We start from the raw sequence: 12,722 nt of genomic DNA on the forward strand, positions 1-12,722 counted from the left end.
CAACAGGTGAGCGCGAGTCCGAGGAATTAAGAACAGCGCGCCGAAGATCGCTCAGGATTGCCCGATTGCAAGCTCTGAATTGGTCCCTGATTAATCAGAAGGCAACCGTCGATTATGGCCTGCATTCTGGCAGGATCGAAACAATCTCTGCGCCCTATGGCGACGAGCGAGTTCCGGCGGATGGGCGTAAGGCGCCCCTGAAAATCGAGAGAAGATCGTTTTCCGACCAATTGGAATAGAGCAGGCTCGCCTGGCGCATCGTCGAAGAACAGAAACCCCTTAGCTCGATAGATGCTTACCGGAAATTGTCTAACGGCCTCGCGAAATGCAGCCAGACTGAGCGGTCGATTTGACTGCCAGCTCCAGGAAACAAACGCGCGATCGTGGGTTTGCATGTCTCCGTCGACGAGACAGACAGCCCGCACCGCCCTCAACCGTCTCCTTCGCTTATGATCCATTCCGAATACGATTTCGAGAGGAATATCTACGTGTGCTGCCTCAAGAACTCGCACCGATGGCAAGGCGTCGCGCAGAGTCTTAGAAACACACTTTATTGCTGCCATCGAGCTTGCATCTACCTTGTTAAGGACCACGATATCTGCAACGGCAGCCTGTTCGATGGCAAATTCGGTCTCCTCATAAGTGAGACTCGGAAAATTTAGGCAATCAATCAAGCAGATTATGCTGTCTACGATCAGCCGATCACTCAAGCCGTTTGAGAAAAACGTTTCGGCCACGCGGCGCGGCTGTGACACTCCACTGGTCTCAATAATGATGTGATCTGGAGGCGTCTTGGTTGCAAGAAGCCGGCGAACACCGCCGATCAAGTCGGCATTGATATTGCAACAAATGCAGCCATTCTTCAGCGAAACGACGTCAGATCTGATCTCGCCTATAAATTCGGCATCTATGTTGAGGGCTCCGAAATCGTTCACGAGAACGCCGAGTCGACGCCCGTTGGGGCTAGCAAGCAAGCGGCGAACGAGAGTCGTTTTTCCAGCTCCCAGAAATCCCCCGATGATCGTGACCGGCGTCATTTCAAGTCCACGGCAGCTTCTACTCGCACGCCATCAACATAGGTTCCGAGTATCTTGATGTTGCGTAAATTTTCCGGATCGACAGAAAGCGGGCTTTGATCAAGCACGACAAAGTCCGCCCGCTTTCCGTCGACAATACTCCCGACGAGGTCCTCCATCTGGAGGTGGTGCGCCGCATCGATTGTTATTGCCTTTAGGGCGGTCGTTATATCAACACGCTCGCTGCCGCCCAGCACCGTACCCGATTGCGTTCGCCGTGTAGTTGCAAAGTAAAGGCACAACATCGGATCCGGCCATGTCATCGGCGAGTCACAATGATAAGAAACACGCATGCCGAGCTTGGTTGCTGTTCCGAATGGCAATATCGCGTCGGCACTTTCTGGATTAAACATGTCCTGCCGCATGGGATCACCCCAGTAGTAAGCAAGTGGATTGAAGAAACTACAGACGAGCCCAAGCTTATGCGCACGCTCGACTTGATCCGGCCTCATCATCGTACAGTGCTCCAGACGGCAAGGTCCGTTTACATTCGGATAGGCCTTGAAAATCTCTTCATACAGATCCAACGTCACGTCGACCGTCGCATCGCCTTGCGTGTGTACGGCCAATTGCCAGCCTTGCGAAATCGCAGCCGTCATCAGCCTCGCCTGCTCATCCCGGCTATAGGTTGTATGGCCAAGATTGTCAGTCGGAAGACCGAGTTTCTTGATGGTCAGTTCTGTATTGAGATAGGGTTGTGACACGGCAGCCGTGCCGACGAAAAGCGAGCCGTCTGCCCAGAATTTGATCCCGATGGTCCTGAAGCGATCGTCGCCATCTCCCAATTTCGACGTGTAAGGCCTGTCAAGCACCCCTGCCTCATAGACCCGAATGCGGATGGGCAGCGTCTCCTGCTTGCGGAGAGCATCGAAGTAGCCGGCCCACTCTGGGAACATGCCGATTTCCGCTGTCGTCGTGTATCCCGCGGCGGAGTATTTCGATAGCCAATCCCGCAGTTCGCGGACGGCACGATCTTTTCCGCATTTCTCGAAGAATATGTCCCGCGCATGCCAGCTTGCATTCTCAGCGAATTTCCAGGGACGCCCTTGTTCGTCTCGGGAAATCTGGTTTGCAAATTCGGGACCGATCTTTCCGTCCAGACCACAGGCCTCAATCGCCTTGCTGTTGAGGTACGAGGCATGGAAATTGAATAATGTTACGGATAGAGGGTTGTGAGGCGCAATACTATCAAGTTCGTCTCGACTCGGTTCCTTCATTCCCTGATGCAGCGTTGAATCCAAACCGACGGCCATAATGTAATCGCCAGGTTGAGCTTTTGCGACCCGACGCCTGATCTTGGCAAGCGCGGCGTCATAGGTCGGAGTATGCACAGCGCGGATGTCGATAACTGGCTCCCCCCAGGTCAAGGCGCTGAATAGAGGGTGCCCGTGCGCCTCGATAAAGCCCGGCAGAAGGGCCGTGCCTTTGAGATCGATGAGCTCTGTTCCTGGCTGACCAAGCACGAGAATGTCGTCCGTGCCGCCGACCCTAGCGATCTCGCCATGCTTGACCGCCACTGCTTCGGCGGTCGGCCGCGCGTGGTCCATCGTTACAACCGTACCGTTGAAGAATATGCGGTCGACCATGCTATCCTCAAACTGTTGTCGCTGCTTGGGTACTTGCGCGTGGGCCAGCGTGGAGGTCCGGCCCGGCGACGGATCTTGGCAAGCCAATCCGCGCCGCTGCGACTTAAGGCTTCTTTGGATCGTGCAGGTCCTCGCTGGAAATGATCTTGCCGAAGTGCACCCATCGCGTGCCATCAAACTTCTTCATCTGCAGCTGCTCGATCGGATAGAAATCGTCCTCGCCGGTGGTCATAGACGTTCCGGACAGAAGGAGCGGCAGGGTCACGCCCTTCATGCTGGCCGCTTGCTTCATGATGTTGCTGCGAGTCAAATCATCGCCGCACTGTTTGAGGACGTGGGCCAGCGTCTGAGCTACGGTGTAGGCGTAGGCGTTCGACTTTGAGCTTTTATCGCCGGCCGGATAGTACTTATCCATGAAGGCATAAAAGTCCTTCATTCCCGGATCGTCAGCCCATTGTGGATCTCCTGTGTCCTTCAGGTAGGCCGTCGAGAGAATGCCGGTCGAGGCCTCGAGGCCGGCGGGCTTCAAGACGTCGTTGACCACGTCAGAGACGTTGGAGAGAATTTGCGTCGGCTTCCAGCCGATCTCGTAGACCTTCTTGATAGCCTGAGCCGCGAATTTAGGCGTGGCAACATTGATGAAGACATCTGCTCCAGACGCCTTCAACTTGATTACTTCCGAGTCCACCGTCGGCTGCGAGGCCTCATATGGTGCGGTGGCGACGATCATTGAGGTCTTATCACCAAGTCCTGTCTTCAGGCCTTTCAGGACGTCCTTGCCGAAATCATCGTTCTGGTACAATACACCGATCTTCGCGTTGGGGAATTTCTCCACTAGCCAGCGGGCGTAGATAATGCCTTCGCTTTCGTAACTTGGCTGCCAGCCCATGGTCCAGGGAAACTGCTTGGGGTCCCCGAACGTAGCTGCGCCGGACGCTACGAAGAGCTGCGGCACCTTCTTGCCATTCAGGTATTTCCGAATAGCGATGTTATGTGCGGTCCCGAGCGGCTGAAAAAGAAGAAGGACTTCGTCGCTCTCCACCAGCTTACGCACTTGCTCGACCGACTTGGGTGGCGAATAGCCGTCGTCGTAGGATAGGAACTTGATCTTCCGCCCATTGATGCCACCCTCGTCATTCAGCTTGTTGAAATAGGCATCGAGTGTCTTGGCGATCGTGGAATAGGCCGACGCTGGACCGCTGTATGGATTTGTATTGCCTATCTTGATTTCGGTATCGGAGGCGCCTGGATCGTATTTGCCTGCTGCATAACTCGCGCCGGAGAGCGCGAGACCGGCGCCCAGCAGGACGTATCTCAGGATTGAGCGTCTGTTATGCATGGTTCTGCTCCATTTTGAAACTGCACTAATCTATTTTCTCCACGCGAGCGCCTTCGCGGCGCGCACGATACCGCCCAGTCCGCTAGGCATGACGTACATGAGAAGAATCAGGACGAGCCCGTAGACCGCGCCGGATAGGCCCTTGGAAATCGCTTCTGCGAAGTTCGGGACAAACAGCACGAAGGCGCCGCCGAACAGCGCGCCTGGCAACCAGCCAACGCCGCCGACAACCAGACCAACGAGGAGCGCAACAGAGAGCGAGAAGGTGAAAGAATCCGGAGCCACGAACTGGACCACGATCGCACCGAGCGCGCCGGCCACACCCGTGTAGAGCGCGCTGACGCCGAAGGCGAGCGACTTGTAAACCGCCGTATTGATACCCATCGACCGCGCCGCGGTCGGATTGTCGCGGATTGCCATGAGGGCCCGGCCGCCGCGGCTCGCGATCAGATTGCGGGCGCAAACGTAGGCTACGATCCCGATCGACAGCGTGAATAGATAGAGCCATTGGTCTTGATCGAGTGGTAGGCCGAATGGAGCGTCGGGCTTGGTGAGCGTGATGCCCGTGACGCCCGCGGTCCATGGCTCGAAAGGCGAGAGCTTGAAGAGCTGCGGGGTGACCACGGCGAGTGCAAAGGTTGCGAGTGCAAGATAGACGCCTTCGAGGCGAAGTGCCGGCAGGCCGAAGAGGAAGCCGACAACGAAGCAAATGGTTCCGGCCGCCGGCAGGGTCCAGAAATAACCGACGCCCCAGCGATCCATCATGATGGCGGCGGTATAAGCACCTACCGCGTAGAAGGCGCCATGGCCGAGTGAGAACTGGCCGTTAATCCCGGTTAGAATGTTGAGGCCAAGAATAGCGATCGCATAGACGAGCACCATGGTGAGCTGAAAAATGAGGAAATTGCCCACGAGGAAGGGCGCAGCAATCGCGGGCCCCAGGAAAGTGACGGCAATTGTCAGCCTACCTGCATTGAGGCGCTGCGCGGGATTGACGGCAGTGGGCTTGCTCGTTGTTGCGGAAGACTGCCGCGCGATCGATGTCTCTATCGTCACGATTCAGACCCTCTGCACGATGGTACGACCGAAAAGGCCGGTCGGCTTGAAAACGAGCACGACGATGATCAGGAAGAGCGCGATCGGCAACTTCAGCTCGGAGCCGATGACCGGGACATATGTACCCGCGAGATTCTCGATGACCCCGACGGCGATGCCGCCCGCGACTGCTCCAGCAGGGTTTGCCAAGCCACCGAGCACAGCGCCAGCAAACCCGTAGAGCAGAATCGACAGCATCATGTTTGGCTCGAGGAAGACGATGGGTGCGATCAGAATGCCGGCGATCGCGCCAATCGCGGCGGCCATGCCCCAGCCGAGTGCCGCCATCCACCCGACACGGATTCCGACAAGACGAGCTGAGGCCGGATTTTCCGCGGCCGCCCGCATGGCGAGGCCAATTCGCGTGTAGCGGAAGAAAGCATAGAGCAGAACAAGGACGAGGAGCGTTACGGCGACCATGCCTATCTGCTGGTTACTGATCAGGCTGCCGAGTTGCGAGCCTTCACCGAAGGGGCTGGGAAAAGGTCTGGTTGTGAAATCCCAGACGAAGCTTGCGAGGCTGTTGATGACGGAGTACAGGCCGATAAAGACAACGACGTGGCTCAAGACGGGGGCGTCGCCGAGTGGCCCGATGACAATGCGCTCGATCGCTATTCCAGCAACGAAGGAGACTGCCACCGTCAGCGGGATCACGAACCAGTAGGGAAGACCCCATTGAAGCAGCTGCCAGGCGATGAAGGTTGAGAACATCGCCATCTCGCCCTGAGCAAAGTTCAGGTGGTGGATCGCCTGGTATATCATCACGATGGCGAGTGCCATGCAGCCGTAGATGCCGCCGGTCGCGATGCCGGTTACCAGTTGCTGGATCAGCAACTCCATGTGTTGTGCATCCTCTCAGTAGCCTAGATAGGCGGCGCGAACGGATTCGTTATTTCGGATTTCAGCAGCGAGCCCCGATATCGAGATGCTTCCCGTCTCGATCAGGAAGGCGTGGTCGGCGAGTTCGAGGGCGAGCGCTGCGTTCTGCTCGACAATGAGCATGCCGACGCCCTCCTCCTCATTGACTTGGCGGAGGATCGAAAAGAGCTCAGCGACGATCAGCGGAGCGAGGCCAAAAGAGGGCTCGTCAAGCAGTATTAGCTTCGGGCGCAACATTAAGGCGCGGGCGACGGCGAGCATCTGCTGCTCGCCACCCGACAGCGTACCGGCTTGCTGTCGACGGCGCTCCTTCAATCGTGGAAACCAGTGATAGACGCGCTCGATATCGGTGGCGATTGAGGCCTTGTGCTTGCGTGTGATCGCGCCGCACTGGAGATTCTCTTCTATCGTCAGGCCGGTGAAGGTGCCACGACCTTCCGGGACCTGAGCAATACCGAGCCGCGCGATGTCCTCCGTCGCGCGCCTGGCGATATCGACGTCGTCGAAGATAATGGCGCCGCTGCGCCTGATCATGCCGCATACGGCGCGCAGCGTCGTCGTTTTCCCGGCGCCGTTTGCACCAAGCAGGGCTGTCACTCCACCTCGCTCGACAGTAAAGTTGATGCCCTGAAGGACGCGGAAATCGCCATAGGAGGCGCGCAACCCGGTGACGTTGAGAAGCGCCGTCAATGCGTGTTTCCTCCGAGATAGGCAGCGATGACGTCGGGGTTGTTTTGAACTTCGGCGGGTGCGCCCTCAGCGATCTTGCGGCCGAAATTGAGAACGACGACCTTGTCGGAAACCGACATCACGAGGCCCATATGGTGCTCGACGAGGAGCACGGTGACTCCGCGATCGTCTCTGATCTGACGAATCAACCGTCCGAGCTCGGCGACTTCCTCATGGTTGAGCCCGCCGGCCGGTTCGTCGAGGAGAAGCAGGCCGGGCTCGATCGCAAGCGCGCGCGCCAGTTCGACGCGCTTCTGCGTTCCGAAGGGAAGCCCATTGACTGGCAGATCCGCCACATCGGCGAGATCGAGATATTCGATCAGTTCCGCGGTAATGAGATCGATATGCTTTTCCCGTCGCCGCACCCAAGGAAGCGCCAGAGAATCGGAAAACAAGTCGCTCCCACTCTTCGAATGGGCGCCAATGCGGATATTGTCGCGCACGGAGAGTTGACGGAAGAGTGATACGTTCTGGAATGTGCGTCCGATGCCGATTCCTGGCATCCGGTGGGCTGGGCTCGACAGGATGGAACCGCCTTCATAGATGATGTCGCCTGAGACGGGCGTGTAGAGCCGACTTAAACAGTTGAAGAGCGTCGTCTTGCCGGCGCCGTTAGGGCCGATCAAGCCGAGGATCTGGCCCCGTTGCAAATCGAAGCGAACGCCATCGAGCGCCAGAATGCCGCCGAAATGGACGGCGACGTCCCGCACGGAGAGTTGCGGCTCTGAGACGGCGGCGCTCGCGCTCATGGCATTGCTCCTGTCCGCGATCGATCTATGCGGTGATCTTAGAGTTGGAGGGATCATAGTGCGCAGCAAATTGCGCTGCTGCCCTGTGACGCCTGCCGGCCACCTCGATTTCGAATTTTGATGCGGACAAAAACGAGGCGTCTATTCCATCACCGCTCTCGACGTAGCCCATTGCGAGGGACGCGCCGACACGATGTCCGTAGGCGCCAGAAGTAACAGATCCGACCAAACGACCATCAGCCCATATGGGCTCCTGGTGGTAGACAAGCGGAGCATCCGGTTCGGTCATTCTGAATTGCACGAGCCGGCGGCGTAGCGTTCGCTGCTCTTTCTGTCGCAGCAGTGCCTCGCGGCCAATGAACCCTCCCGGCTTTTCCAGTTTCACCGCAAAGCCGAGACCAGCTTGATAGGGCGTATCTTCCGGCCCGATGTCATGGCCCCAGTGGCGATAGCCCTTCTCCATGCGCATGGAGCCAAGAGCAAAGTAGCCTGCCTGTGACAAGGCGTAGTCAGCGCCTGCCGCAACGACCCTGTCAAAGACATGGGCGGCGAACTCGGCCGGTACATAGAGCTCCCACCCTAACTCGCCGACATAGGTGACGCGGCTTGCACGTAGCTTCGCGTAGCCGATCTCTATTTCCTGGCTGGATGCGAACGGAAAGGCCGAATTCGAGAGATCGCAACCTGACAACCGCTCAAGCAATGGCCTTGCATTAGGTCCCATGAGACCGAGCATGGGCAATCCCGACGTCACATCCCGAATGAAAACATGAGCTTTATCTGGAGTATTGCGTCGCAACCACACTAGGTCGCGCGTTTGCGACGTCGCCGCCGTTACCACCAAGTAGGATTCTTCGGTAAGCCGGGTTACCGTAACGTCCGCCTCTATCCCGCCGCGCTCGTTTAGGCATTGCGTGTAAACAAGCTTGCCTACGGGCACGTCCACATTGTTGGCACAGATTCGGTTGAGAACTGCACAGGCATCCCGCCCGTCGACCATATACTTGACGAAGCAACTCTGATCGAACAGTGCGACATACCCGGCTGCGTTTCGGCACTCTTGGCCGACGATATCGAACCAGTTTTGCCGGCCATATGAATACTCAATTTCCTTCGCTTTTCCGTCGAGGGAGAAGTACCCAGGCCTCTCCCATCCGGCAGCCTCCGTCATTACTGCACCGTGTGCTTTCAAGCGGTCATGAAAGACACTTTGACGAACATCACGTGCCGTCGTGTATTGGCGGTAGGGCCAATGCATATCGAAGAGCAGGCCAAGAGCCTCTTTCGTCCGATCGTAGAGATACGTCCTGTTCGATTGGAAAGGATGCATACGGAGAACATCGACGTCGGCGAGATCGACCGGTGCGTGACCCTCCTTAATCCAAGAGGCGAGCGCCTTTCCGATGCCGCCGGAAGAAAGGATGCCTACCGAATTGAATCCGCAGGCCGTAAAGAGTCCCGATACCTCGGAAGTCTCGCCGAGGAGGTATCGATTGTCAGGCGTGAAACTTTCGGGGCCGTTGAAAAATAGCTGTATGCCTGTGTTGGCAAGTACCGGGACCCGGTTGACCGCCATATCGAGAATTCGTTCGAAATGATCGAAGTCCTCAGGCAGCGAGTCGAAACAGAAGTCCGCCGGGATACCACCGCTGGCCCACGGCTTCGCCTCCTTCTCGAAGCATCCCACGAGCAGCTTGCCGGCATCTTCCTTGTAGTAAGCCTCCTCATCGGTCACGAACAATACCGGCAGTTCGCGCGGCAAGTCCGGGATTGCATCTGTGACGACGTAGAAGTGCTCTGCTGCATGAAGAGGCAAAGAAATGCTTTGCTTCGAGACAAACTCTCGCGACCACATGCCGCCGCAAATGACGACCTTCTTAGAACGAATGTCGCCTTCATTCGTCGAGACGCCTGCCGCACGCCCGTGCTCAATCAGGATCCGGTCGACGCGCAAGTTCTCAACGATTTTCGCACCGCCCATTCGTGCGCCCTTCGCAAAGGCTTGCGTCACGTCGGCAGGATTCACTTGGCCATCTTTAGGAGCCCATATCCCTCCAACGATGCCATCCAGATTGAGGAGCGGCCATCGCTCCTTGATCTCTGCAGGCGAGACAGCATGCATCTCAAGGCCGAAATTGCGCCCCATCGAAGCGCCGCGCAGCAATTCCTCGAGGCGGCCAGGGCTTTTGGCGAGCCGCAGAGCGCCGTTTTGTTTGAAGCCTGTTTCCTGCCCAGTCTCGGGCCCGAGACTGTGAAACAGTTCGCCGGTGTATTTGGCTAGCTCCGTCATGTTTCGGGTGGCGCGCAATTGCGTCACGAGACCTGCGGCGTGCCATGTCGTTCCGGATGTCAACAGCTTGCGTTCGAGTAAGACAACGTCGCTCACGCCGAGCTTGGTCAGGTGATAGGCAACCGAACAGCCCGCTATGCCACCGCCGATAATTACGACTTCGGCCTCCCCGGGAATCCTTGCTGCCATTCCAACCCCACAAGATGAATTGTATAGGAGTGAAATCCACAAAAGTGAATATTGCAATAGCAAAATGATACTTCAGTGCGTTTTGTTGGCAAGAATCTATGCGAAAGAGTAAGTGTGCGGGGTTTGCGGGGATAAGTGGAATTGATCCCGTCCCACACCTGCACTCGATCGATTCAAGGAGCGAAAATGAGTTCGATGATCAGGACGCCGCCTAAGATGCTGCGCCCTTCCAATCTGGAGGGACTGGCAGAGCAGGCTGAGCAACCCGTCAACGTCGAAGAATTGCTCAATGTCGGCGACCGTATCGGAGGAGAAATCAAGAACCTACGTAAGGCACGCGGCATCACGCTCGACGCACTCAGCGACGCCGCGGGCCTGTCAAAGGGATATCTCAGTCAGATCGAGCGTGGGGTCTCGAGCCCTTCGGTGAAAGCTCTTCATAGTATCAGCCGGGCGTTGGGGGTCACAATCAGCTGGTTTTTTCCGCCGAACGCCGATGATGACAGCGATTTGCGTGAGTATGTTGTGAGAGCAAGTTCACGACGGAAACTGACCTTCGTAGGTGGCATTACTGATGAGCTTTTGTCCCCCAATCTTGGACGGCAGCTCGAACTCCTGCGATGCACATTCCCTCCTGGCTCCGAAAGCGGCAAAGAACCTTACACACATCAGGGTGAGGAAGCGGGATATGTCATTTCAGGTGAGCTCGACCTTTGGATCGGCGAGCGTCATGTCGTCCTGCGCGAAGGCGATAGTTTTGCGTTCGCGAGCGACTTTCCGCATCGTTACGCAAACACCAACAATCGAGAATGCGTGGTCATATGGGCCATCACGCCTCCGAGCTATTGAAGACGAACGGCAGAGGCGTCATTGTTCACGTTTCCTTTAAGCGCCGATAATCGCCGGCGGCTTGAACCAACGAACGTCACCACACTTAAATTGCAGAGCAATCTGTACGTCATCGCCTGGTGCGAATCGCCGCCGGCCGTCCTGGTGGGGGCGGGGCAAATGAGTAACAACTGTTGTCGATCATGGATGATCTGAACAAAAAAACAGGGCCATCGCGAAAATGGCCCCAGTCTGGGAGGAAGCGCTTTCGAGCAGAACCACGCGCACTCAGTCGCTTGGATCAGTTAATTGAAGCTCGAAAAAAGTCGCTGGTATCAACTCCGCCGACGACTGTGCCGACGATCAAAATCTGAAGAATTCGGTCGGTTTCACAGACAACGGGATCTCGATCAAGAATGACGAAATCTGCAAATTTGCCGGTGGCGATACTCCCGAGTTTATCGTCCATCTGCAGTTGATATGCCGCGTCGATCGTAATCGCCTTCAGCGCTTCTTCCATGGACACGCGTTGCTCAGGGCCAAGGACTGCGCCCTTCATTGTGCTTCGGTTGACAGCGACATTCAGGCAAACAAGCGCATCTGGCCATGTCATTGGCGAATCGCAGTGATAGGAGACCCGCATGCCCTTTCTTGACGCGGAACCTGAGGGAGCGAAGCGAGCCGCGCGCTCCTCGCCAAGCAGATAGTCGCGGAGCGCTTCACCCCAGTAGTGAACGTAAGGCAAGAAATACGAGCAAACGACGTTCAGTCGAACAGCACGATCGATCTGATCCTCACGCATGATCCCGCAGTGCTCAATGCGAAGCGGCCCGGATACTTTGTCAGCGCCGACCCTCTCGATGACTCTCTCATACACATTGAGGACCATGTCGATGGTCCGATCGCCATGAGCGTGGACTGACATCTGCCAGCCCTCACTCACGTATTTGACGACCAATTCGTACAATTTCTCTTCTGAAATGTTGGAATGACCCGTGCTGTTCTCGGGTAACCCCATTCCCTTGAGTGTCATCTTGTTGTTCAGGTAGGGGCTTGTGGTCCAGACGTTGCCCAGCAGAACGGAGCCGTCTGCGTGGAGCTTGGTGCCAATCATCCGGAAATCGTCATCCCCAAAATTCCGGGCGACCGTCACCTCACCGCCCAGATGTTTCGCTTCGTATCCCACAATACGGAGCGGATTTCGGCGCGATTTCACCATAGCGTAGAGCATTCGGGCCGCGCCAGGCTCAATCATGATCTCTGACGTGGTGGTATAACCTGCTCGTACGAATTTCTGCACCCACTCCTCGAAACTACGCTTCTTTCGCTCTTCGCCGCAGATATCGTAAAAGCGGTTGCACAGTTGCCACGCCGAAGTCTCGGCAAACTTCCAGGGAAGCCCGTCTGCTGCGTCGAATACCTTTCCGCCGAGTGGCGCTTTGTAGTCAGCACCAATCCCAAAAGCGGCAAGGGCTTTAGTGTTTATGAACACTCCGTGAAAGTTGATCGTCTGAACGACGATCGGATTGTCGGGGGCTATGTCATCGAGAAGCTCGCGGGACGGCTCTTCCATGCCTTCGTGCAGTTGCGGATCAAGTCCGAGAAACCAGATGATTTCATCAGGCTTCGCCTTCGCAACACGGCGACGCATCTTGGCAATTACCGCGGAAAACGTCGGCTCATGAACTGCTCGAATATCGACGACCGGGTCGCCCCAAGCCAGCGCACTCATCATGGGATGACTGTGAGCCTCAACGAACCCGGGCAGCATCGCCCTTCCCCCAAGATCGCTTCGGATTGTATCGGCGACCGCGAGCCTTTCGATGTCCGCCTTGGAGCCGACCGCCAAAACCCTGCCTTCTCGAACGGCAACGGCCTCGGCGACCGGATTCGCTGGGTCCATGGTCCGGATGGGGCCGCCAAAGAATATTCGGTCAGCTGTCTTCATTTGGACACCCTTCT

The 12,722-nt window shown here is 56.8% G+C and carries 10 protein-coding genes; 1 reads left to right on the forward strand and 9 read right to left on the reverse strand.

Going from position 1 to position 12,722, the window contains the following annotated elements; translation table 11 throughout:
• Positions 1–26: 26 nt before the first annotated feature.
• The 8 genes from ACVWW6_RS00570 to ACVWW6_RS00605 form a co-directional block, all read right to left on the reverse strand.
• On the reverse strand, positions 27–1,037 hold the full coding sequence (locus tag ACVWW6_RS00570; RefSeq protein ID WP_456679882.1) for a CobW family GTP-binding protein: 1,011 nt from the start codon (positions 1,035–1,037) through the stop codon (positions 27–29).
• On the reverse strand, positions 1,034–2,662 hold the full coding sequence (locus ACVWW6_RS00575) for an amidohydrolase (protein ID WP_456679883.1): 1,629 nt from the start codon (positions 2,660–2,662) through the stop codon (positions 1,034–1,036). Before ACVWW6_RS00575 ends, ACVWW6_RS00570 begins: the two co-directional genes overlap by 4 nt.
• A gap of 103 nt (positions 2,663–2,765) precedes the next feature.
• Positions 2,766–4,001 carry an ABC transporter substrate-binding protein gene (locus ACVWW6_RS00580; RefSeq protein ID WP_456679884.1) on the reverse strand — a complete coding sequence of 412 codons (1,236 nt, stop codon included), beginning with the start codon at positions 3,999–4,001 and terminating at the stop codon, positions 2,766–2,768.
• 30 nt (positions 4,002–4,031) lie between these two features.
• Entirely contained in the window at positions 4,032–5,057 is a 1,026-nt protein-coding gene (locus ACVWW6_RS00585) for a branched-chain amino acid ABC transporter permease (protein WP_456679885.1), read from the reverse strand.
• Between the two features lie 3 nt (positions 5,058–5,060).
• Entirely contained in the window at positions 5,061–5,936 is an 876-nt protein-coding gene (locus ACVWW6_RS00590; protein WP_456679886.1) for a branched-chain amino acid ABC transporter permease, read from the reverse strand.
• 15 nt (positions 5,937–5,951) lie between these two features.
• The gene (locus ACVWW6_RS00595) at positions 5,952–6,665 is read right to left on the reverse strand and encodes an ABC transporter ATP-binding protein (protein ID WP_456679887.1); all 714 of its coding nucleotides are present in this window, start codon (positions 6,663–6,665) and stop codon (positions 5,952–5,954) included.
• Positions 6,662–7,453 (reverse strand): ABC transporter ATP-binding protein, encoded by a 792-nt coding sequence (locus ACVWW6_RS00600; protein WP_456679888.1) that lies wholly within the window; start codon positions 7,451–7,453, stop codon positions 6,662–6,664. The genes ACVWW6_RS00595 and ACVWW6_RS00600 overlap by 4 nt, the downstream gene beginning before the upstream one ends.
• Positions 7,454–7,478: 25 nt before the next feature.
• Entirely contained in the window at positions 7,479–9,932 is a 2,454-nt protein-coding gene (locus tag ACVWW6_RS00605) for a GcvT family protein (RefSeq protein WP_456679889.1), read from the reverse strand.
• A gap of 186 nt (positions 9,933–10,118) precedes the next feature.
• On the opposite strand from ACVWW6_RS00605, the gene ACVWW6_RS00610 reads away from it, so the two are divergent.
• Complete coding sequence (locus ACVWW6_RS00610; protein ID WP_456679890.1) at positions 10,119–10,781, forward strand: helix-turn-helix domain-containing protein; 663 nt, start codon at positions 10,119–10,121, stop codon at positions 10,779–10,781.
• A 280-nt stretch (positions 10,782–11,061) separates the two neighbouring features.
• On the opposite strand, the gene ACVWW6_RS00615 is transcribed toward ACVWW6_RS00610, so the two are convergent.
• Entirely contained in the window at positions 11,062–12,708 is a 1,647-nt protein-coding gene (locus ACVWW6_RS00615; RefSeq protein WP_456679891.1) for an amidohydrolase, read from the reverse strand.
• Positions 12,709–12,722 lie beyond the last annotated feature (14 nt).

The organism is Bradyrhizobium sp. USDA 3311, from assembly GCF_054062495.1.

Bases quoted from the DNA above. Each gene is read 5' to 3' on its own strand.
- ACVWW6_RS00570 (WP_456679882.1), bottom strand. From the start codon at position 1,037: ATGACGCCGGTCACGATCATCGGGGGATTTCTGGGAGCTGGAAAAACG.
- ACVWW6_RS00575 (WP_456679883.1), bottom strand. From the start codon at position 2,662: ATGGTCGACCGCATATTCTTCAACGGTACGGTTGTAACGATGGACCAC.
- ACVWW6_RS00580 (WP_456679884.1), bottom strand. From the start codon at position 4,001: ATGCATAACAGACGCTCAATCCTGAGATACGTCCTGCTGGGCGCCGGT.
- ACVWW6_RS00590 (WP_456679886.1), bottom strand. From the start codon at position 5,936: ATGGAGTTGCTGATCCAGCAACTGGTAACCGGCATCGCGACCGGCGGC.
- ACVWW6_RS00600 (WP_456679888.1), bottom strand. From the start codon at position 7,453: ATGAGCGCGAGCGCCGCCGTCTCAGAGCCGCAACTCTCCGTGCGGGAC.
- ACVWW6_RS00605 (WP_456679889.1), bottom strand. From the start codon at position 9,932: ATGGCAGCAAGGATTCCCGGGGAGGCCGAAGTCGTAATTATCGGCGGT.
- ACVWW6_RS00610 (WP_456679890.1), top strand. From the start codon at position 10,119: ATGAGTTCGATGATCAGGACGCCGCCTAAGATGCTGCGCCCTTCCAAT.
- ACVWW6_RS00615 (WP_456679891.1), bottom strand. From the start codon at position 12,708: ATGAAGACAGCTGACCGAATATTCTTTGGCGGCCCCATCCGGACCATG.